Here is a 21,004-nt window from a genome sequence, read left to right on the forward strand (position 1 = left end):
CAACCCTTGGAACCTGCCCCAGCTCCAGGATGCGATGAGCCGACATCGAGGTGCCAAACCTCCTCGTCGATGTGAACTCTTGGAGGAGATCAGCCTGTTATCCCCGGGGTAGCTTTTATCCGTTGAGCGATGGCCCTTCCATTCAGAACCACCGGATCACTAACTCCGACTTTCGTCCCTGCTCGACCTGTACGTCTCGCAGTCAAGCACCCTTATGCGTTTACACTCGACGCACGATTTCCAACCGTGCTGAGGGTACCTTTGAACGCCTCAGTTATCTTTTGTGAGGCGACCGCCCCAGTCAAACTACCCGCCTAACTCTGTCTCCCGGCATATACTGCCAGGGTTAGAACTCTAATGTTACCAGGGTGGTATTTCACTGTTGACTCCCCCCCAGCCAAAACCAGGGGATCACCGTCTCCCACCTATGCTACGCAAGCGGCATCAAAATCCAAAGATAGGGTATAGTAAAGCTCCACGGGGTCTTTCTGTCCTGATGCAGGTAAACCGTGTCTTCACGGTCATCCCAATTTCACCGAGCCTCTCTCCGAGACAGTTCTTCCTTCGTTATGCCTTTCGTGCGGGTCGGAACTTACCCGACAAGGAATTTCGCTACCTTAGGACCGTTATAGTTACGGCCGCCGTTCACTGGCGCTTCGGTTAGTCCCTTGATATAATCTCAAGACACCCCTTAACGTTCCAGCACTGGGCAGGCATCAGCCCCTATACATCCCCTTACGGGTTTGCAGAGACCTGTGTTTTTGATAAACAGTCGCGGAAGACTGGTTTCTGAGACCCCGACTTGCGTCGAGGCGTCCCTTTTCCCGAAGTTACGGGACCACTTTGCCTAGTTCCTTAGAGAGAGTTATCTCGCGCGCCTTGGCTTACTCAGCCTGTCCACCTGTGTCGGTTTGTAGTACGATCGCCCATCACAATACCCAGAGCTTTTCTCGTCAGCGTGGAGTCACCTAATACCCCCAGTAAACTGGGGTTCACAATCCAATAAGTGCTATAGGCTATCCTTCTGCGTCCCTCTGGTTAACAAAATAGGCGGTAACGGAATATTAACCGTTTTGCCATCACCTACCCCCGATTAGACCGGGGCTTGGCTTAGATATCGACTTACCCTGGGAGGACGAGCCTTCCCCAGGAAACCTTGGACTTCCGGCGAACATGATTTCCACATGTTTTTTCGTTACTTATGCCGTCATACTCACTTCTGTTTCGTCCACCGCGCCTCGCGACGCGACTTCGACCTACAACAGAACGCTCCTCTACCACCATCCGCCTTGCGGCGGACGATCCGTAGCTTCGGTAGTATGCTTAGCTCCGTGTGTTTTCGGCGCAAAATCGCTCGACCAGTGAGCTGTTACGCACTCTTTAAAGGGTGGCTGCTTCTAAGCCAACCTCCTGGCTGTTTGTGCGACTCTACTTCCTTTACCACTTAGCATACATTTAGGAACCTTAGCTGACGGTCAGGGCTGTTTCCCTTTCGACCACGAGGCTTATCCCTCGTAGTCTCACTCCCAATTAATTACTTTACAGTATTCGGAGTTAGCAAGGATTTGGAATCCCTTTCGGGACCCTAGTCCAAACTGTACTCTACCCCTGCAAAGATACGATTGAGGCTGGCCCTAAAACCATTTCGAGGAGAACCAGCTATCTCCGAGCTCGATTAGCTTTTCACTGCTATCCTCAGGTCATCCTGAGATTTTTCAACATCAATAGGTTCGGACCTCCCTCCGATTTTACTCGAAGTTCATCCTGCCCAAGGATAGATCGCTGTCGGTTTCGGGTCTACAATTAGTGACTAAATCGCCCTATTAAGACTCGCTTTCGCTACGCCTCGGCTTTCGGCCTAAGCTTGCCACTAACTGTAAGTCGACGGCTCATTCTTCAATAGGCATGCTGTCACCCGGCATTGCTGCCGAGCTCCAACTGCTTGTAGGCACACAGTTTCAGGTTCTATTTCACTCCCATTCCTGGGTTCTTTTCGCCTTTCCCTCACGGTACTTGTTCACTATCGGTCACTGTAGAGTATTTAGCCTTAGGAGATGGTCCTCCCGGATTCCAACAGGATTTCTCGTGTCCCATTGTACTTGGGATACCGCTAGGGCCATAGGGTTTTTCGTTTACGGGGCTATCACCCGCTCTGGCCGGACTTTCCAGACCGTTCAACTAAACCTTTTGGTCCCACATCGCGGTCCCGCTACCCCCTTTGACGAATCGCAGGGTTTGGGCTGTTCCGGTTTCGCTCGCCACTACTACCGGAATCGTTATTACTTTCTCTTCCTCCGCTTACTTAGATGTTTCAGTTCAGCGGGTTGTCGCTCGCGCGTCCCGGGATTAACCGGGACAGGTTTCCCCATTCGGAGATCCCCGGATCAAAGCTATTTTGACAGCTCCCCGAGGCTTATCGCAGCCAATCGCGTCCTTCATCGACTTACAGTGCCAAGGCATCCACTATGCGCCGCAGTAACTTGATCATTTCTCGATGCGAGAATCGATTCTTACTTTTGGTTTACCTTGTATTAACTTTTCAATGTTCGCTCTGTCTTTGCCTAACGGCGCCGACAGACAACAAAAAACGCACATCAAGTGCGTTTTCTTTAAAAAACCGCTGATTGACGCGTACTCGAACTACTATGAAAAAGTGTGAACTTTTGCCATCAAGTCGAGGTTCACATTATACGAGGAATCCCCTGATCTTGTCAAGCGCTATTTTAGAAATTATTCGCCCGTTCGATCAACGCCGCCGTGTCGGCCGGCAGCCAGGACCTGCCCTGGGCGACCGCGTCCAAAGCGCCGAGCAGCTTCTCATAGGTCGCCGCGCCGAAGAGCTGCTTTTTGCCCGGGTCAAGGTTGGCTCCGGACAGGATCTGGAAACGATAATTCCCGGTGACCAGCGACTCGCCCTGCCGCATCACGCCGAGCAGGATATATGCCCGGACCAGGGATGTCTGGCTCAGCGGCACGCTGGACATCGGCTGGGCGCTGTCTTCCAAGGCGTAAGCCTTGCTCTCGATCCGCGGATTGGGCCGGCCGTCGCTGGTATCGTAGATCGCCCGGGCGGTTTCCCGGCTTCTAAATTCCTGGCCCAGCGCCTGGGCCGCCTGACGGTCGGCTTGCGGGGCACCCGCCATGATCGCCCGTCCGGCGACCGCCTCTTTCCAGCGGTTGCCGGCGCGGGAAGCGGCGACCAGCGCCTGCAGCGTCCTCTGGCCGATGACTTGCCCCTGTCCGTCGCTAATGCCGACGAACGCCTGGAATGACGCTAACTTGGTCTGCAGATCGCCCAGATAACCGAGGCTCGACAACTGGCGGTCGATCAGGTCAAGCTGTGTCCGATTCCCGACCAGGGTCAAAGTCCTTTGTCCGGCCAAGACCTGGGACAACACGCTGTCAGCGGCAACCGCCTGTTCGAACGATGTTTCCCCTGAAGTTTTCGTTTTACCGGTCGGGGCGGCCGGCGGCGCGGCCTTTTCTCCCCCAAATATCCCATCTAACCATCCCATTAGAATCCCTCCTTAACGGACAAATTATTATACCATCTTTTTGGTGATATAATAAAACGATGCGGAAAAACAGCGACCCGGCGATCATCGCCGGTTATCTGGAGGACAGCTCAAACCTGGCCGGCGGCAAGGCCGACGGCGTTTACCTCCCGGAAAACGAAATCGAGGTCCGGGAATCCCTGGCTGAATGCGTCACGAAAAAGAACCCCCTGACCGTGTCCGCCGGACAGACCGGCACGACCGGCGGCTGCATTCCCTTCGGCGGCTGGATACTGACGACCCAAAAACTGAATAAGATCGTTAATATCGACAAAGCGGGAAAGTTCGCCGTGGTCCAGCCCGGCGTCACCCTCGAAGAGCTGGAAAAAGCGGCCGCCAAAGAAGGGCTGCTCTATCCCCCCGATCCGACGGAAAAATCGGCCACGCTCGGCGGTAACGTCTCGACCAACGCCTCCGGCGGCCGCTGTTACCGCTTCGGCTCGACCCGCAACTGGATCCGGCGGTTGAAAATCGCTTTGTCCGACGGTTCCACGCTCGACCTGCGCCGCGGCCAGACCGAACCCGCCCGCTTGATCGTGCCGCCGCATTACCAGATGCCGCTAACCAAGAACGCCGCTGGCTATTACAGTAAACCCAGAATGGAGCTGATCGATCTCTTCATCGGCTCAGAAGGGACGTTGGGGATCGTAACCGAGGTCGAAGTCGCTCTCGTTCCCGCTTTAAAGGAGACTTTTGATCTGGTCGCGTTCTTTCCCAGCGAAGAAGAAGCGGTTGACTTTGTGGCAGAAAGTAAACGCCGGGAAGATCGCGCCGTTAACTTCTACGAATTCTTTGACGGGAATACGCTGGGAATGCTTAAACCCTCCTACCCGCTGATCCCGGCCGGCGCCAAAGCCGCCGTCTACGTCGAACAGGAGATCGTCGCCGAGGATAAGGCCTACATGGACTACTGGGCGCAGCTCCTCGAGCGCCACGGCGCCGCGCTCGACGCCTGCTGGCTCGGGGCCGCCGCCAAACAAAAAGAGGCGCTGCAAAAGTTCCGCCACGCCATCCCCGAGCACATTAACGAGATATTTAAACAGCACCACCAGATCAAGCTGGCGACCGACATCGCCGTGCCGGAAAGCAAATTCAAGGAGATGTTCCGGTTCTACAATGACGAATTACGAATGACGAATGACGAATTGATGTATATAAAATTCGGGCATATAGGGGACAATCACTTGCACGTCAATGTCGTCGCCAAAAAGCCGGAACATTTTGACCTGGCGCAGTCGTTAGTCATGAAGTTCGTCCGCAAAGCGGTCAAGCTGGGCGGGACCGTTTCCGCCGAGCACGGGATCGGCAAGATCAAGCACGCTTATTTAAAAGAAATGTACGGACCGGCCGGCATCGCCGAAATGGTCCGGGTCAAAAAAGAGTTCGACCCCGCTTTTATCCTCGGCCGGGGGAACGTTTTCCCTCCGGCCTGATCGTTAAAATCGCCTGAAATTAATAATCCTCCCACCCGATAAATAGCTGTCATGGTTGACAGTATTGGACATCCGCCGTCAGGAAGTGCTACACTGCATCGAGGTTTATTTCCAGTGCGGCAACTCAGAACATCAGATCGCAATATCGGTCAGGAAGGACGCTATAAACATTTAATCAGCCTGCTCAACAACCGCCATGGGATCAGCGGTTCCGAACTGCAAAAATTTACCCCGGTGGATATGGCGGCTTTCATCTCGACGGAGATCCACCAGCTTTACATCCCCAAGTCGATCGATTTCACCAGGGAAGGCCTGCTCGCTGGGGAGAAACAAATCGCCCTGGACCAAGCCAGAACGATCTATATCCCCCACCGGAACAGCGCCGTTCTCTACGTCTCCGGTAATACGCCGATGGACTCGATCGCGATCTATGAAGCGACACCCGACCAGCTCGGCCTCGACCCGGCCAATCTGCCGGCCGGACACGAGAGCGTGATCCTCTCCCCGCTGATCTCCGGCTTGGGGAAAGAAGTCCCGCTGGCGGAATACCCCCGGCGCGGGCTCTTGACCGTGACTTTCGACCACTCGAGCGCGCTCGATCCCCAGGTAGACACGATCATCTTCCGGATGATCGCCCTCGACATGGCCGTGGCCCTCTCCCGCAACAACCAGACCCTGTAATCCCCCCAAAGCACGCAAGTTTTTCCCTATTTAATCCGATAATATAAGTGAAGGCAAAGCGCTTGAATGAGCCTGACATTTTAGCGTTTTATCAATGAATTTAGAGGAAGCTGATCAGGCTTCCTTTTTCTGTTTATTGGGAGGAACATGGGCGAAGAGTTTTTTAAAGCATTAAGCGGGTACTCAACACCGTACTCCTCGGCGGCGGAAGCCCCTTATTGGGATCCGGAAGCCGGGGTGTGCGAAACACCCGTGTCGAATCCGGCCAATCGGCCGGACACGCCGGTCAATATGACCCCTTTCATCTCCCAGCCGCGCACTCCCTTGTATGTCGTCGACAATACCGTCCAGATGAGCTTTCCGACCGACTCGATCGGGGCTTCTTCGGCCGACGCTTATACCGCCGTGACCCGCTCCCAGCTGGCCGCCGGCCAGTCTTCGACCTGGACGGTGATCAACCTGTCCGGCCTGAAGTATATCAACGATACTTTCGTCGGCGGGCACGACGCCGGCAACGCCTACCTTACCAACATCCAGGAGAACATCAGATTCGCCGTCGCGCTGGAACTGAATATCCCGCCCGAAGAAGTCGTGATCGTCCGCGACGGGCCGAACTTCGCGGTCAACGTCCCCAACGAAACGGCCGGCCGGAACGTGCTCCGCGCGCTGACTTTCATCGATCTGCAAGGCGTCGAGTTCTCTTACTACTACGAAGGAAAACGGCACGCCGGCAGTTTATCCGTCCGCGACCTGCAAAGCAAGGTCTCGCTGATCAACGAAGGGATCATTACTTTCGACGCCGCTTCCCTGACCGATAGTCAAGGCAACGTCCTGATCAGCGATGAAGCAGCCTACAAGGCGCTCCGCGAGCAGATCTATTACCTGAACCGGCCGGAGATCGAGAGCGGCCGCTTCGGCGCCACTCACGTCATCGACGCCAGCACCGCTTCCGGCCTGGAATCTTACGCCCTCTCGGAACGGGTCGTCGGTTACTCGGAGATCATGGCCGAAGCCGCCCCCGTCCTCGCCCCCGAAGGAACGCCGCGGGCCGACTCCCGCTCCCGGCTTTACAATGTCGAACAAATGCGGCTGGACGGCGCCGCCCTGCTGCGCCAGGGGCGCTCGGTCCGGTTCGTCTTCTTTGACGGGAACGCGATCGGCTCGTTCCGCTCGCTCGGCTTCGCCGGCGAAACGATGATCGACGCTCTCGTCGAAGCCCGCATGGCGCAGGCGGCCGCGAAAGCCGGGCTGGCCGAACTCGGGGTCAAGGTCTATCGCCATGGCGCCGGCTCGGAAGAATTTTACATGACCGCCGACAGCGCCAAGGTCTCCGCCGCAGTGCTGGCGGAAGCGAACCAGCGCTTCCTGACCGCGCTCAATGAAACGCCGTTCGAGATCAGGATCGAACCGGCCGCCCTGCAGTCGACCGTAGCCGGCCGCCGCTACCTGGCGGAAAATCCGCAGGCGGTCAGAGAAACTGTTAACGGCCGGGAATACATCCGGGTCGACATCACCAGAGTGACCAGGTTCAGCGGCAACGGCCAACCGCACCGCGGCCTGACCGTGACGATGGGAAGCGGCGTGATCTCCCCGACCGGCGACACCGCTTTTGACGCCTTCTTTGAGCGCTCTTACAAGGCGATCATGGAGTTCGGCGAAGCGGCCAAGCACGCCAACCCGGCCCGCCGGAACATGATCGTGGATGTCGCCATGTCCGGCGATCACGCGGTCAGCGCCCGGATCGTCCCGCTCGATAGCGCGATCGCTAATCCGGTACCGATCAGCGGCGAAGCGCCGACTTCGCTGATCGACGAAGCCTATCGCAATAATTGGACGATCGAGGTCACGGCCAAAGAAGGTAAAATCGTCTCCGCCAAAGTGATCGAACCGTCGGGCGCGGAGCGCGCTATTCCCGCGGCCGAACTGCAAACCACGACCATTACCAAGCCGCAGCCGGCCGAATTGGCCGGTCAAGAGCTCGGCGTGGCCCTAGCCGGCGAAAAAGGAAAAGCCTGGTTCAAAGGATTTATCAAAACGCCCGAGGGCAAAGCCTTTATCCGCCAATGGGCGACAAGCAGCGCGATCAACGGCGGAGCGTTCTTGACTTCCCTGTTGGCAGCCGTCGGCACGGAAAGATTACTTCGCGAGCTCGGCGTGACCAATTTCGGCGTCACCTTCTCTGCCAGTATGGGAGTTGGGTACGGCACCGACCTCGCGTTCCGTAAAGCGTTCATGTCCGGCTTCCAGGCCGGCACGCTCGCTTCGCAAGCCAAAGGGCTGGGCGCGGCGGTCGTTTTCGCCACTTTAGGTTCTTCCCTTTACAATGGAGTATTGAACACCGCCGGCGTCGACGCCGAATCCTGGCTGCGCGGCACGGTGCCGCAACTGGGCGTTGGTCTCGGTGCCGGTATGCTCGGCGCCAAATTCCTGGCCTCTTCGGGCGCCGGCCTGGGCGCCTCCGGCGCCGCCCTCCCCTTCGCGCTGTTCGCGACGGCGAACGAATTGATCCCCCGGTTCATCAACTCGGGAATTGAGCTAAACTTTAAACAGCAGGCGTCCGAGGATATTCGCGAAGAAATGGCCCGCGAAGGGGGCGCCTATAATAAATATGCGCTCTTTATTTCCTGCGTCCCGATCTTCAGCAACATCATTACTTTCACCATGGACGACGGCCGGGTCAGCGACAAGGCCGACGACTGGCTGGAGCAAACCGCCGTCCCTGCCCGCGCCGACCTGCAAACCCGCCTGGCCAATCTCTGGCTGGCGGTCGACGGCCAGTCGATGGAGCTTAATTACGACGGCGGCCCGCGCGACGCCGCTTTCTTTACCACAGTCAACAACCGCTATGAACGAGTAACGACCCTGATGCAAACCAGGGTCGAGTTCCGCAACACCCAGGAGGTCGTCGGCGAACGGACGATCGAGCATTGCGACAGCGATTTCGGTTTAACTTGCGTTCACACCACGACCACCATCCCGGTCTACGGCAATGCCGTCCGGGAAGCGGACGCGTACGAATACGTCGCGAGCGCGACCAAACACCTTGAGCCGACGCAATACGCCGAGCAATTGCCGGCGATCATCGCCAAACTGCGCGGCGAATACAACATCGCCGATCCGGAGGAGTTCCTCCTCCGCGTCCAGATCAAGGGGATCCAGGACGAAGCCGCGTTCCTCGCTTCCGACCAGGTCGCCGAAGCCGAACGGTTGTACGCGGCCGGCGTCCAGGGGGTCGGGACGACTTATCATGTTGAGCGGGGATTATTCAACAGCGACGGCACGATCAAGACCGGACAGATGTCGGCGGCTGTTTCTTACGCCAATAACGGCCGGATGACGGAAGTCAACCGGTCGATCACCGAACAGCGGAAATACGCGCGGACAGTGGCCTTGGCCCGCGGCGCCGCCGCCACGCCGGTCGATATCCAGCTCGGCCTGGCGACCGCCGACGGCCGGGTCAACGAACAAAGTACTTATTTCCAGGAATACCTGAAAAAAACCGAGGAATTCTTCGAGCACCTGGCCGCTTAACCTAAATAATTGGGGGTGGCGGTTAACAGGCCCGTCACCCCCTTGATTTTTTTCCCTGCCCCTCTATAATGGTCACAGATGAAAACCAGCGCGCCATTTATCTTGTCGATCGTCGTTTGCGGCCTGCTGGCGATCGCGCTTAACGGCTGCGGCGGCGGCGGGACGGCCGCTCCCACCACTACGGTAACGACCGCCCCGGCCACTACCTCCACAACAGCTGTCACGACCACGACCGGCACCGGTTCTTCGACGAGCACGACTTCGGGGACAACCACTTCGGCCGCGCCTACCACTACGGCTCCCCCGACGACCACCACAACGACCACGACTACTACGACCACGGTCACCACGCTCCCGCCCTTTAGCCTGGAAACGGTTGATGCCCGGCCGGGCATGGGGCATTTTACTTCGATCAAAGTGGGAGATAACAATGTCGTCCACCTCAGTTACGGATGTTATGACGGAATTAATACCGGCCTCTGGTATGCCAGTCGGGAAGTCAGCGACAGTGGCTGGCATGTTGCCACGGTGGAAACTAGCGGCGGGGGATTCAATTCCCTGGCCGTTGATAGCGCCGGTAAAGCCCATATCCTGTATATCAATGAAAACGGCAGTGATGATTACATGCTGGCCGGTAAGCTGCGTTACGCGACCAATACCTCCGGCAGCTGGGTCACCGAACAGGTCGATGGGTCGGAAAACTCCTATTGCCGCCTGGCAGCGGACGGCACCAATGCTCTCCATCTTAATTTCTGGGACGGGAACGGATATTTGAGGTACGGGACCGGTACCGCCGGCAGCTGGACGTTAGCGACCCTGGAAAGCTCCGGACATGTCGGCATCTACGGAGTGATCGCCGTTGACGGCAGCAACAAGCCGCACATCCTGGCCAAAGATACCACTAGCGGCGACCTGCTGCATTTCACTAATCGGACCGGCCCCTGGGCCAGCGATATTGTGGATTCCAGCCTTCATTTACAATATCCGACAATCGCGAGCAGGGACGACTTGCTCCATGCCTGTTATTATGACGATACCGGTTACGGCGATATTACTTATGCAACCAAAGAAGTCGGCAGCGGGAGCTGGATAACAACGGGCGATCAACCGGTTGATAACAACACCACCCAATATTATGATCTGGCGGTAGATGCCAACGGCAAGGTCCACATCTGCTATTACGATGACCGCTCCACCAGCGGCGGATTGTATTACGTCACCAACAAGAACGGCGTCTTGCAGTCAGCCGTGGTTGACGAGGACGACACTTGTGGGCAATTTTGCTCGATCGCCATTGACGGCAGCAACAAGCCGCACATCGTCTATTACGACGCCCTGTCTGACCGGGTGAAATACGCTAAAGGGAATTGACCGCCAAAAGGGCCAGGAACATCGGGATCTCGTCGCGCGAGCGGTTTTCCATCCGCGAAGTTGACCCCGGCTTGCTCTGCCGGTGCGAGACCCACTCTTCAAGCTTGGCAACCGCGAAGCCGTGTTCGCTCAAAGCGGCAAAGTAATCCATTAACGGCCGGTGGAACGTCCACGTCAGTTTACTTGGCGCGGCCCCCGGATGCATCTGGATCGGGATCTTCTGCGCGGTAAGATAACTGTCCACCCGGCGGTACTGCAGCTTCCGCTTCTCGTCAAAGCCCCACCCGCTCTGCCGCGGGATCCGGAAACAGGGATGGCTCATCACCAGCAGGAGGCGGCCGTTGGCGGTCACGACCCGGGACATTTCACTAATGATCTTCTTTAACGGGTCCATGTTCTGGATCGCCATGATACAGCTGGCGGCGTCAAAAGAGCGGTCGGCGATCGTTTCCAAGTTGGCCGCGTCGGCCACCAGATATTTAATGTTGCTCGAACGGCTCCGCGCCGCTTTGATCAGATTCTCAGCCGCGTCGATCCCGGTCACCACGGCGCCGGCCTTTGCCAGCTCGCGGCAAAAGACCCCCTGCCCGCAGGCGATATCGATGATCCGCTCGCCGGCTTGCGGAGCAAGCAGCTGCAGGGCGCCGGGGAGCAGGACGTTCTGGTGGTAATCAGACCCCTTTTCACCGACCAGCTTGTCGTACCAGCCGGCGACTTCGTTCCAATCGGTCTTCTTTTTACGGGGAGTAAAGTGTGTCATCCAGTGCCGTTGATTATACCTAACCCGGCGCCGGCGAACAAGCACCGGGCAGGCAATGTCGGCAACGGTCGCGACAAGCTTAATTATGAATCATTAACAAGCCATTATCCCCAACCACGTACTTTGCCTCACCGTTATCGTAAATGGCATTTAACGCGTAAGGTATGCCGGACAAACCGTAAGTGGACGGGCTAGGATCAGTGGTATAGCTAGACCCGGTGTTTGGGGTAGTCGTGACATAAATATTCCCCTGTTCGGTGACAACAAAGCTATAGTAATCCACCGATATACCATTCAATTGCTCCGCGGCAGGAAAACCGGTAATTTCGGTTACGCTATTGGTGGCGGGATTCGATTCAGTCGAGGCGGCAGTTACCGCCAACTTACCATTGGCCCCGCACAGATAAAGTATGCCATCATCGTAGCGGCGGCTTTGATCTCGCAGGTCCGAGTTAGCGCTGCCGCTCATTGTCTCCCAAGTCATGGGAGAACCCATATAACTGTATTTAAGGATATCAGAAGAGACAAAACACAGATAATAGCTTCCATATCTCCCTACTTGCATATCAGAGGTAATATTTGTTAACTGGACATCGGGCATGTTCGGGCTAGCACCCCAGTCATTCCAGGCCTCATAAGTCACTTCATAGCCAAGGCCTGAACTTGTCAGCGCAAAAAACTTTGTTATCACCCCCCCTCCTCCTGGCTGGCCAATAGACACATAATTATCGGATGTTGAGCCAGTATCGATCGTCTGCACTCCAGACCAATTAATACCCAGGGGGGAAGCCGCTGTTACCGACAAACCATACGCTTTGCCGCTATCCCCCACAATGAAGTAATTCCTTCTATTGCCAACACTATACAAACTAATTCCGTTTAAATTTGTACTCTCGATAAAATGCACCTCCCAGTTTGCCGGAATAATTGAAAAATGCTGGATAGCCGAAGTGGTCAAAACCACCGTTTCCGCGGAGGTTGTCCAGCCTTCCTTGGTTACTGTAAGATCATAAGTTCCATCAGATAAACCTGAGATTTCGTAAGTTCCGGTAGCGGAATTTGCCCTGGTCGCCCCGCTGGCTGCTCCAGTATACGAAATATAGGTATTCCCTTTAACCCCAATATTTCTTGTTGCGAACTTTACTTCACCAGCAATTGAACCGGATGAAATAGGGGGGATTGTCGTGGTCGTAGTCGCTGTTGTACTCGTTGTGGTGGTGGCACCGCTGGTCGTGGTGGTGGCGCCGCTGGTCGTGGTGGTAGCGCCGCCGGTCGTGGTGGTAGCGCCGCTGGTCGTGGTGGTAGCGCCGCCGGTCGTGGTAGTAGCGCCGCCGGTCGTGGTGGTAGCGCCGCTGGTCGTGGTGGTGATGGGAGCAATAGTGGTAGTGACGGGAGCGGTAGTGGTGGTGACCGCCCCTCCACCGCCTCCACCCCCACAGCCTGCAACCAATCCTAACAATAAAATACCAATACTTAAAACAATAATTCCCCGAAACGCCAGCTTATTCACCACAATTAATTCCCCCTTTGGTTCCACTACTTCTTTGTGTAATTATTATAGGCCTATATATTATCCAATGTCAACACGCCGGCAGACGTTTTATAAGGCGATAAACATCGGCTTTTATAGGTCATTGTTGAGGGGACAACTTAAAACTGATCGAACAACCAATCGGTCTTATTTATATTTTTATGGGGCGTAAAATGCGGCTTACAGTGCCGTTGATTATACCTAACCGGGCGGCAGCGAACAAGCGCCGGGGAAAATTCAGGCGGCCATTCGAAAAAAAGAGGGAAGCGATGCTTCCCTCTTTTCTAGTCAGCTCAAGCAATGGACATTAAAGGATAGTGGTCGTGGTGGTGGTGGGGACTGGATACAGGGTAAAAGTCTCCGCCGTTATAATAACAGTTGAGGCTTCAACTGTTACAGGCCGCATACCAGTACCGCTACCATCGGTCGCGCCAGGCCCGCCCATATATTGAGCAGCGGCCCAGGGAGAAAAGGCAACCACAAGATAAGTTCCCACCTCACTGGTAGCTAAACTGTAATTATATGCCCCGCCAGCAAAGTCCCCAACATCAGTATCAATATATGGCATGGGGACTTCAGAAGTTCTCGCTGGATCAACAAGAGTAACTCCAACAGAAGTGCTGGGGTTCCCCGCGTCGTTGGTGGCCGTTCCCGTGATCAGATATAAGACTGTGGTGGTGGTCGTAGTAGTGGTTGTCGTGGTAGTGGTAGTTGTCGTTGTTGTTGTCGTGGTGGAGATCGGATACAAGGTAAAACCCTCTACGGTAGTAAGTGGATTTCCAGCCTCAACGGTCACCGGTTGATAGCCGGCACCGCTGCTCCCGGTCATGCCCGGACCGCCAAAATATACCGGAGTCATTGAGGGGGAGATGGCCATTAAATGGTAAGTTCCTGCCTCCCTGGTAACTATGAGGTAATGAAAAGCGCCTCCGGAAAAGACGCCGCTCTCAAAAGTAAGCGGATTGGTCGTCTGCATCTGCGCGATGGTGACGCTGCCGTCGTAAAGCATGACATTGACCTCAACAGTAGTATTTCCGGCCGCATTAGTGGCCGTCCCCGTGAGCCGATACAAAATGGTGGTTGTGGGGATGGGCGTCGTGGTCGTAGTTGTTGTGGGAGCGGCGCCCGTGGTGGTGGTGGCCGAGGAGCCGGTCGTGGTTGTTGTGGCAGAGGTGCCCGTGGTGGTGGTAGCGGGAGCCGTGACCGTTGTTGTGGCCGCAGCGGTCGTTGTTGTTACTGAAGTACCGCCCCCACCCCCGCAACCCGCCGCGAAGCCTACCACTAAAAGAAGAGCGCCCCCCAAAAGCACCTGTCTATTTATCACGATTCGTCCCCCTTTTGATCCGTTACTCAATTATGATCGGTCATTATTATGGGCCTTTTTATTACTGACTGTCAACCCAGGGATAGATGCGGCGATCGAGCGTAGCGAGTCGAAAGAGAGCGATTCGAGATACTCCCCCTCTTGGACGAATTTCGCAACTATCTTATTCTTAATCCTTTAAAGCTTCAAGAGGTTTTGATATAATCAGCACAGCAGGTGAACCGGAAATTAATTAAATAGGAGGATGAGATGAATAAAATTACTTTCTCTCAGATATTTGCGCTTCTTGTTCTACTGTTGCTCCTCGCTTATGGCGGCTTTTATTATTTACAAAATCGCAACACTTCGGGACAGGGAACCTCTTTGACCATCCCGGGTTTCCCCCTCAATCAGCAGCAGATCTTGAAATATTTAAGAATGGCAAATATGGTCGCCCAGGAGGCGGTAAAATCCGGTCACCCCCCTTTTGGGGCTGTGCTGGTAGGGCCAGATGGCGAGAGAGTACTGATAAAACAGGGAAACATCAGCTTGATCGATCATGCCGAAACAGTCATTGCTCGGCGGGCCTTTGCGCTGTACGAACCCGACTACTTATGGCAATGCACCCTAGTGACGAATGTTGAGCCGTGCGTTATGTGCGCCGGGAATATTTATTGGGCCAACATTGGGAATGTGGTCTATGGCATTGAGGAAATAACGATGAGGAAATTGACCGGCGCTGACAAGCGAAACCCGACGATGAATCTGCCGTGCCGCAAAGTATTCGCAGCAGGGCAAAAGCCTATCCGAGTAGTGGGCCCAGTTAAGGAAATGGAAGCTGAATTGCTCGCGACTATAAAGGCATACTGGCAAAGAGAAACTCCCCGGGTAGGATTCGAACCTACGACCAAGTGATTAACAGTCACCTGCGCTACCACTGCGCTACCGGGGAATGCCGCGTTTCGATGATTTTATCAAAAGAAGCTCCCCAGGTCAATCGACTGTTAATCCCGTGATCCCTTCATCCTCTCCCCGCTTCGCGAAAGTATAGCCCCCTCGCTTTTTTTGTCAAGCCTTTTATTTGAAATATATTTTTCTTCGCGTGATCCCAAAATAATCCATGTGCCTAATTAAGGTCGTTTTGGCCTTCCCTGTAATCTTCACCATTTGGTCGACCGTGTGCCGTTCATGTTTTTTGTCGCCCCGATAAAGTAGGAGCAAGTATTTTTTATATTCCCGCGTAAGCTTGGTCCTTTCCGCCATCATTTCCATTCTCCCCCTTGAGTCAAACGCTACTGTATGGTACCATTGGGCGGGTTGATTTGTCAAGTGGAATTTTTGCCCTTGACTTTCCCTTGTGAGCAAAATGGACAAATTCGAATTGGAGAAATTGATAATAGTTTTTGTCGACGAATACGCGGTAAGCAGGGGGCTTTCCGCAGCCTGGGCAAAAAAAATTAAGGCCATGTGTTTTACCTTTGTCGCCTGGCTTCGATCGACAGGGACCATCCCTCAATTAGCAAATTTAACCCCGGGGGTTTGCCGGGGATACCTGGTCTACTTACGAGGCAAATATCACAATTGGACGATCCGTCATCACTACATAGCATTAAAACTTTTCGTCGATTATCTTATTGATAAAGGCTTACTGCAAACAAATCCCCTAAAAGGCATTAGGGCTCCGACGGCCGCCAAGAAAGTACCGAATATAATAAGCGACAAAGAATACGCTGATATAATCGATAGCGTTCAAACGATGTCAGCGCCCCATCCTTTTTCAAGGGTCAGAAATCGTACCTTTTTTAGACTTTGGAAAGTAACGGGGTTGCGCGTAGGGGAGATGCTGAATTTGAAGATGGACGACTTCAGGCTAAATGACAAAAATAAATCAATCCAAATATGGAACGGCAAGCGGAGCCGTTACGATTATCTACCGCTGGCCGGCGGCGTACTCCCGGACATAGAAGAATATCTTTCGGCAAGAGGGCTGAATCATTCGCCTCATTTTTTCTTATCGGCGACAAAAGGGAAGAAATGGGGATATGGTGGAGTGAGACGGTTGTTTGGCCGACTAAAAGAACTGGGGTTATTGACCCCAAACATCACCCCCCACAACTTCCGGGCGACCTTTTGCTGCAACCTGCTCAACAAAGGGGTCAACGTTTTCGAGGTCCAGGCGCTGATGAGGCATACCAGCCTGCAGTCAACCCTCTTTTATGTAAAGAACAACCCGGCCAGACTGCAGGAGTATGTGGATAAATTATTATGAGCGTGGTAAAATCCTGCTCGACCGTTGCCGGGAAAAGGGAGGAAAAACGATGAGCGAGATACGATGTCCCAAGTGCAACTACGAGGGGGTTCCCCGCTCCCGGATCCAGCATTGGTTCGTGATAGTTGGCCTGCTGTTCTTCGGCTACAACCTTTATCTGCAGATCCTCCAGGTCAGCTCGAAAACCCAGCCGAGCGACACTTTGATGACCGGCATCGTGCTTTCCCTGGCAGTCATTGTCGGTCTGATCATCTACGGCCTCAAGGAATACTGCCCGAAATGCGGCAATAAGCAAATCGTCAGAAAATGAAAAAATCACTGCTTGCCGGGCTCCTGGTCTTGATCGCCGCCTCGAGCGTCTTCGCTATGGGGGGGACCGTCCCACCGAGGGAAGAGCTGACGGCCGAAGAAATCCTCTATCTCGACAACGTGATGGCCGCCCCCTTAGAGATGACGATCCCGGCGAAAGACATTAAGAACGCCTGGGATCGAGCGCAAGGCTTCGTGGGAAGATATAGTAACATGAAAATTCAAGTTTCTACCGACTACGCCATTCAGACCTACACACCGGAAAAGTTTTCGGGCGACTATGGGTATTATGTCAACAAGATGAAAACAGAAGCCGGCGAATATACCATATCAGTTCAATGCATTGGCACTGGCGCTTTTAGCAATAAGGATCAACTGGCGAATCAACAAATTTTGGCGTATTACATCAAAACCGGAAAGGTAATGCCAAAATTTATTACTCACTAAGAAAGTCCCTGGCATAAAGAAGCCGCCGGGAGGCTGATCTCTCCGGCGGCTCTCGCGCTTCAGCCTAAAGGCCCTGTTGCTTATAGCAATTATACCATTGTTTGGCAGCCAAGGCGTCAGCGCTTCATTTCCTTCTTCCACCTATCGAACCCGGGTACTCCGCTCGTGTCGCACTCGACCGGATGCTGGGCTTCATACCGATCGACGGCCTCCGCCACCTGGGCGGTTATTGCTTGATCGGAGCCGCGTTTTTTTTTACGACGTTTTTCATCGAGTCAAAGAGCCATTGGATAATCATCTTCCGCAAAGCGTCAGGGATATAGGGCAGTTTCTTGCCCATCAAGTCAGACGCTTTTTGCAGGGCCTGTTCGTCGGTCATGCCGACGCCGCCCTTTAAGATGTCGTTGACTGCAGCGATCGCTCCGCGCGCGCTGGAAGACAACATCAGGACCAGGAACACCCCCAGCTCGGCGACCGCCTTGATCGTATCCAGGTTCGCTATCACGAATTTTATCGAGTTTTCCATCAAGTTCACCTCCCCTTTTTATCATTCACTAAGTCAACCACAATCGTTAGAAGCTGGTCCTGCAACTTATCGAGCCGGTTGGAAAGGTCGAACAACTCGAAACCTATTTTCCCCAGTTTTCTTTCCAACGTGGGTTCGCTCTTGGAAAGGACCTTTCCCCTTGTTTCTTTTCTCTTGGTACCCATCCGCCTCACCTCCCCTTAGAACAATTTCATCAGGCTCATGCCCACGATCGCGCCACAGACGCCCCAGGCAACGTCAGCGAGATCGATTTCTTTGGCCGGCAGATACCAGCCAAGAAACGCTCCGCCGCCGATCCCGACCAGCAGGTGAGCGCGCTTATCACGAGGCAACCACTTGTTTAACCATTCCCTCATTAATGCACCTCCACCTTTTGCTCGGCGAACCCGGGGTGATTTTTACACGCCGTGTTGTCGCAATTTTTGTCGCAAACCTTTCCGAGCGTAGCGCAGTAGGCCTTTTTCTTCTCCATCCAGGCCGGATCGTCTTCTCCGATCGTAACATGCGCCTGTTGCAGGTTGAGTTTAGCCTCGGCTTCGGCGATCGTCTTGTCTCGGCCGGTCATGCTGGCACCACCTTTTCGGAGGCGATTGCGGTCATTACCCGCCGCCGAATGTCAGGCAGCAAGGCGTAAAGATGGTTGCCGGGGCAATTCGTCGCCGTTGTGTTGAAGATGAAGAACCGTTTGATGTCCTTATGGCCGTAGATGTTCCAGTATTGGAGGCCATATTTTTTAACGAGCCGGATTAGCAGCGAGATCAGCGCGTTGATCTGGGGACCGGTAGGATAATCCTTGTCGAAATTCCCGGTTAAACAGATCCCCAGCGAACGATCGTTAAAATGGGCGACCTGCGTTCCCCACTCATCCTCCGGCCGGCCGGCATGAAGGGCGCCGTCTTCGGTTATGATCCAATGGTAGCCGATATCGTCCCAGCCCCGGCCCCACGGCTCCGGGTCGGTGTGCCATAATTTAATTTCCGCCACGGTCGTTGACGGCCGGCTGGCGCTGTGGTGGATTACGATTGCGGTGGTTTGCTTGCGTTTCACCGGCCGCCTCCTAAATGCTGGTTGAAGAACGCCATGATCGCTCCGCTGGCCAGGGACAATACGCCCCATAACGCTTTTAACTGCCACCTGATGCCGCCCAGCGCTTCCCCGTATTCCTTACAGGTCACCAGTCCGGCAATACTGGTCTTGATCTCGTTGAGTTGCGCCTTGATCCCATCCCAGTGGTCCTCGGAAGCGCGATCATGGGCCGTCCATCGCTCCTCAAATTGCGTTTCAATAACCGTCAGCCGTCGCAGTATTTCCGCGTCTTCAGCCATGCCCTCCCCCTTTCCTATATCTCCATCCAGAAATCCAGGTCTATCGCCCGGTCGGTCGCATTTTGGTCCGATCCCTTAAAGTTCGTTATCGTATCGGCGTTTGCATCTTTGATAATTAGCGATATTTTTGTGGCCGTAGCGGCCGTGTTAGCCCAAAGCGTGTAATAAGCAGAGTTGTTGACCGCCCGGCCGACAGTCTGCCGGAGCCGGTGCGCCGCCACGGTGAAGGGAAGATGGACGTTCACCACGCCCGTTCCCGCGCCCTCATCCCCGCCATCGCCTGATAACTGAACTTGAATATGACATTGCCGGGAAATAATATCCCAGCGCCCGGTGGCCGTAGAGTAGACTGGAACGACGTTCCCTGTTCCCCCCACCAACTCGACGGTCGGCGTAAATGTCCCATAGGCATTTGTGAAGTTGTTCGTGATCGTGACATTCGCGTTGACGTCCACCGTTTTAGCCGTGGCAATGTCCAGCGAGGCCGTGCCATTCGTCAGGTTAAAGGTGTTCGTGCCGCCGGTGATCGTCAAGGCGCCGCCGTTTTGGATCGTTACGCCATCCAAGGTAGAGAGGTCGGTCGAGATAAAACCGGTCGCGGTGTAGATGTTTGAGGCGTTCAACGCGGTTGCCGTTGTCGCGGTCAGGGCGTTTCCCGAACAACTGGAAGCCGTCCCGGACAGCGTGGCGTAATTCGCACTTACGGCCGGAACCCCGGTCAGCCTCGAACCGTCACCGACAAAGCCGCCGGTGGTTTCAACGCTGCCGACCACCCGCACGCGCCACGCCTCGATCGTCAGCCCAGGCGTCGAGTTATGGACGATTGGTGCGCCGCCGCCGTTAAAACTGCCGTAATGAACATCCAGCGGGGTGCCGTTCGTGATCGCTTGCGGCTGGGCGTTGTCGGTCATGTAACCCCAGATCGAGGCCGGGGATTTCGTGGTCCCGGCCGGCTGATACCAGCCATTCCCCGGTTGCAGCTGAAAGAACGCGTTATTGTGCGGGAATGTCGCTACCTCAGTCGGGTCGGCGTAGACCCCGTAACCGGTCCCTGATCCCGGTCCGTTGATCCACACCATGCTAAAGTTGTTGTTGTCGCAATACCCCAGCAGGATACCGTGCTGGCTTCCAATCGGCGTGAGCTGGAGGTTGATGAAGCTGTTGTGACAAGCGTTACAACCGCCCGATCCGGTCAACCATAAACACGCCTTGCCCTCCGTAGTCGTCGAAATTATATTGATCCGCTCGAAGACGTTCCAGGAGCTGACCCCACCGGCCGCGACCCCCTCCGAGGTAATCATGATCCCGGCCGTAAGCGGTTGGAAAATGTAGAGCCCCTTGTAGTTGCCGTTCGACGCCGAAGTCAGGTCTAAAATCACCCCGGCCCGATCCGCGCCATAAAAACAGAGGTTTTCAATCCCGGCCTTATCCGAAAATACATGACGGAACCGCACCATCGTTTCCCGCGTCGCCCCCTGCCAGTGAAGATATGTGTTAAAAAATGGGATGCTGTTGACCGGAGTAAATACCTCGGCCGATCCTGCCGAGTTCCCAACCAACCGGACCGGCGCGTCGATCGTCAGCGTTTCCGTGATCTTATACCCACCCACCGGGAAGTAGACCGTCCCGCCGCCGTCCGCTTTCGCCGCAGCGATCGCCGCCTTGATCGCCGCCGTGTCATCGGTCGTTGTGTCCCCGACCGCGCCGTAGTTCTTGACGTTGTAGACCGGCAAAGCCCCCGAACAAGTCGAGGAAGTCCCGCTCAAGACAGAATATGCGGCGGTCTCAATCGTCGCGGTCTTGAACATATAGCGGGCATCATTCGCCGCCCGATCCGCCCCGAGCGGGACGTGCCGCAAGCCGGCCTCGTTCGGGTAAATCGCCAAAACGGAGCCGGCCAGGATGAAGGCAAAAATTAATGACGAAAATAATCTTTTCATGTT

19 protein-coding genes, 1 tRNA gene and 1 rRNA gene are annotated in these 21,004 nt (G+C 54.9%); 8 read left to right on the forward strand and 13 right to left on the reverse strand.

What is annotated here, in order from left to right; genetic code table 11:
* Positions 1-2,486 (reverse strand): 23S ribosomal RNA (locus WC529_08735); the annotation flags it as partial.
* 237 nt (positions 2,487-2,723) lie between these two features.
* Positions 2,724-3,515, reverse strand: a complete 792-nt coding sequence (locus WC529_08740; protein MFA5114355.1) for a hypothetical protein — start codon at positions 3,513-3,515, stop codon at positions 2,724-2,726.
* Between the two features lie 59 nt (positions 3,516-3,574).
* On the opposite strand from WC529_08740, the gene WC529_08745 reads away from it, so the two are divergent.
* The 4 genes from WC529_08745 to WC529_08760 all read left to right on the forward strand — a co-directional run bounded on the left by WC529_08745 (position 3,575) and on the right by WC529_08760 (position 10,570).
* Complete coding sequence (locus tag WC529_08745) at positions 3,575-4,987, forward strand: FAD-binding oxidoreductase (protein ID MFA5114356.1); 1,413 nt, start codon at positions 3,575-3,577, stop codon at positions 4,985-4,987.
* 240 nt (positions 4,988-5,227) lie between these two features.
* Entirely contained in the window at positions 5,228-5,668 is a 441-nt protein-coding gene (locus tag WC529_08750) for a hypothetical protein (GenBank protein MFA5114357.1), read from the forward strand.
* Between the two features lie 147 nt (positions 5,669-5,815).
* On the forward strand, positions 5,816-9,199 hold the full coding sequence (locus tag WC529_08755; protein ID MFA5114358.1) for a hypothetical protein: 3,384 nt from the start codon (positions 5,816-5,818) through the stop codon (positions 9,197-9,199).
* Between the two features lie 78 nt (positions 9,200-9,277).
* Positions 9,278-10,570, forward strand: a complete 1,293-nt coding sequence (locus WC529_08760) for a hypothetical protein (protein MFA5114359.1) — start codon at positions 9,278-9,280, stop codon at positions 10,568-10,570.
* Here the strand turns inward: WC529_08760 and WC529_08765 are convergent.
* From WC529_08765 to WC529_08780, 4 genes are all read right to left on the reverse strand, one after another.
* The gene (locus WC529_08765; protein ID MFA5114360.1) at positions 10,557-11,330 is read right to left on the reverse strand and encodes a class I SAM-dependent methyltransferase; all 774 of its coding nucleotides are present in this window, start codon (positions 11,328-11,330) and stop codon (positions 10,557-10,559) included. The two genes, WC529_08760 and WC529_08765, sit on opposite strands and share 14 nt — an antisense overlap.
* Positions 11,331-11,409: 79 nt before the next feature.
* Positions 11,410-12,867: a hypothetical protein gene (locus WC529_08770; protein MFA5114361.1), complete on the reverse strand. Its 1,458-nt coding sequence runs from the start codon at positions 12,865-12,867 to the stop codon at positions 11,410-11,412.
* A gap of 301 nt (positions 12,868-13,168) precedes the next feature.
* The gene (locus WC529_08775; protein ID MFA5114362.1) at positions 13,169-13,870 is read right to left on the reverse strand and encodes a hypothetical protein; all 702 of its coding nucleotides are present in this window, start codon (positions 13,868-13,870) and stop codon (positions 13,169-13,171) included.
* Positions 13,871-13,904: 34 nt separating this feature from the next.
* Positions 13,905-14,123 carry a hypothetical protein gene (locus tag WC529_08780; protein MFA5114363.1) on the reverse strand — a complete coding sequence of 73 codons (219 nt, stop codon included), beginning with the start codon at positions 14,121-14,123 and terminating at the stop codon, positions 13,905-13,907.
* A 311-nt stretch (positions 14,124-14,434) separates the two neighbouring features.
* On the opposite strand from WC529_08780, the gene WC529_08785 reads away from it, so the two are divergent.
* Complete coding sequence (locus WC529_08785; GenBank protein ID MFA5114364.1) at positions 14,435-15,079, forward strand: nucleoside deaminase; 645 nt, start codon at positions 14,435-14,437, stop codon at positions 15,077-15,079.
* Here the strand turns inward: WC529_08785 and WC529_08790 are convergent.
* Positions 15,045-15,116, reverse strand: a tRNA-Asn gene (locus WC529_08790). The genes WC529_08785 and WC529_08790 overlap by 35 nt on opposite strands.
* 414 nt (positions 15,117-15,530) lie before the next feature.
* Between WC529_08790 and WC529_08795 the strand changes: the two genes are divergently transcribed.
* From WC529_08795 to WC529_08805, 3 genes are read left to right on the forward strand one after another with little or no spacing between them, the layout of a single operon-like run.
* Positions 15,531-16,433, forward strand: coding sequence for a tyrosine-type recombinase/integrase (locus tag WC529_08795; GenBank protein MFA5114365.1), 903 nt, complete (start codon positions 15,531-15,533; stop codon positions 16,431-16,433).
* Positions 16,434-16,482: 49 nt separating this feature from the next.
* Entirely contained in the window at positions 16,483-16,743 is a 261-nt protein-coding gene (locus WC529_08800; GenBank protein MFA5114366.1) for a hypothetical protein, read from the forward strand.
* Entirely contained in the window at positions 16,740-17,189 is a 450-nt protein-coding gene (locus tag WC529_08805; GenBank protein ID MFA5114367.1) for a hypothetical protein, read from the forward strand. The genes WC529_08800 and WC529_08805 overlap by 4 nt, the downstream gene beginning before the upstream one ends.
* A 226-nt stretch (positions 17,190-17,415) precedes the next feature.
* On the opposite strand, the gene WC529_08810 is transcribed toward WC529_08805, so the two are convergent.
* From WC529_08810 to WC529_08835, 6 genes are all read right to left on the reverse strand, one after another.
* Positions 17,416-17,715, reverse strand: a complete 300-nt coding sequence (locus WC529_08810; GenBank protein MFA5114368.1) for a hypothetical protein — start codon at positions 17,713-17,715, stop codon at positions 17,416-17,418.
* A gap of 200 nt (positions 17,716-17,915) precedes the next feature.
* Complete coding sequence (locus WC529_08815; GenBank protein ID MFA5114369.1) at positions 17,916-18,092, reverse strand: hypothetical protein; 177 nt, start codon at positions 18,090-18,092, stop codon at positions 17,916-17,918.
* Positions 18,092-18,301, reverse strand: coding sequence for a hypothetical protein (locus WC529_08820; protein MFA5114370.1), 210 nt, complete (start codon positions 18,299-18,301; stop codon positions 18,092-18,094). The genes WC529_08815 and WC529_08820 overlap by 1 nt, the downstream gene beginning before the upstream one ends.
* Positions 18,298-18,783, reverse strand: coding sequence for a peptidoglycan recognition family protein (locus tag WC529_08825; GenBank protein MFA5114371.1), 486 nt, complete (start codon positions 18,781-18,783; stop codon positions 18,298-18,300). Before WC529_08825 ends, WC529_08820 begins: the two co-directional genes overlap by 4 nt.
* Entirely contained in the window at positions 18,780-19,061 is a 282-nt protein-coding gene (locus tag WC529_08830; protein MFA5114372.1) for a hypothetical protein, read from the reverse strand. Before WC529_08830 ends, WC529_08825 begins: the two co-directional genes overlap by 4 nt.
* 14 nt (positions 19,062-19,075) lie before the next feature.
* Positions 19,076-21,001, reverse strand: coding sequence for a glycosyl hydrolase family 28-related protein (locus tag WC529_08835; protein MFA5114373.1), 1,926 nt, complete (start codon positions 20,999-21,001; stop codon positions 19,076-19,078).
* Positions 21,002-21,004: the final 3 nt, after the last annotated feature.

The sequence above is a fragment of the Candidatus Margulisiibacteriota bacterium genome, assembly GCA_041650855.1.
Lineage (GTDB): Bacteria > Margulisbacteria > WOR-1 > O2-12-FULL-45-9 > XYB2-FULL-48-7 > JALOPZ01.

What these genes read in the sequence shown, in the direction of transcription:
- WC529_08740 (MFA5114355.1), bottom strand. Translation starts at nt 3,515, where the DNA reads ATGGGATGGTTAGATGGGATATTTGGGGGAGAAAAGGCCGCGCCGCCG.
- WC529_08745 (MFA5114356.1), top strand. Translation starts at nt 3,575, where the DNA reads ATGCGGAAAAACAGCGACCCGGCGATCATCGCCGGTTATCTGGAGGAC.
- WC529_08750 (MFA5114357.1), top strand. Translation starts at nt 5,228, where the DNA reads ATGGCGGCTTTCATCTCGACGGAGATCCACCAGCTTTACATCCCCAAG.
- WC529_08755 (MFA5114358.1), top strand. Translation starts at nt 5,816, where the DNA reads ATGGGCGAAGAGTTTTTTAAAGCATTAAGCGGGTACTCAACACCGTAC.
- WC529_08760 (MFA5114359.1), top strand. Translation starts at nt 9,278, where the DNA reads ATGAAAACCAGCGCGCCATTTATCTTGTCGATCGTCGTTTGCGGCCTG.
- WC529_08765 (MFA5114360.1), bottom strand. Translation starts at nt 11,330, where the DNA reads ATGACACACTTTACTCCCCGTAAAAAGAAGACCGATTGGAACGAAGTC.
- WC529_08775 (MFA5114362.1), bottom strand. Translation starts at nt 13,870, where the DNA reads ATGCTTTACGACGGCAGCGTCACCATCGCGCAGATGCAGACGACCAAT.
- WC529_08785 (MFA5114364.1), top strand. Translation starts at nt 14,435, where the DNA reads ATGAATAAAATTACTTTCTCTCAGATATTTGCGCTTCTTGTTCTACTG.
- WC529_08795 (MFA5114365.1), top strand. Translation starts at nt 15,531, where the DNA reads ATGGACAAATTCGAATTGGAGAAATTGATAATAGTTTTTGTCGACGAA.
- WC529_08800 (MFA5114366.1), top strand. Translation starts at nt 16,483, where the DNA reads ATGAGCGAGATACGATGTCCCAAGTGCAACTACGAGGGGGTTCCCCGC.
- WC529_08805 (MFA5114367.1), top strand. Translation starts at nt 16,740, where the DNA reads ATGAAAAAATCACTGCTTGCCGGGCTCCTGGTCTTGATCGCCGCCTCG.
- WC529_08810 (MFA5114368.1), bottom strand. Translation starts at nt 17,715, where the DNA reads ATGGAAAACTCGATAAAATTCGTGATAGCGAACCTGGATACGATCAAG.
- WC529_08815 (MFA5114369.1), bottom strand. Translation starts at nt 18,092, where the DNA reads ATGAGGGAATGGTTAAACAAGTGGTTGCCTCGTGATAAGCGCGCTCAC.
- WC529_08820 (MFA5114370.1), bottom strand. Translation starts at nt 18,301, where the DNA reads ATGACCGGCCGAGACAAGACGATCGCCGAAGCCGAGGCTAAACTCAAC.
- WC529_08830 (MFA5114372.1), bottom strand. Translation starts at nt 19,061, where the DNA reads ATGGCTGAAGACGCGGAAATACTGCGACGGCTGACGGTTATTGAAACG.
- WC529_08835 (MFA5114373.1), bottom strand. Translation starts at nt 21,001, where the DNA reads ATGAAAAGATTATTTTCGTCATTAATTTTTGCCTTCATCCTGGCCGGC.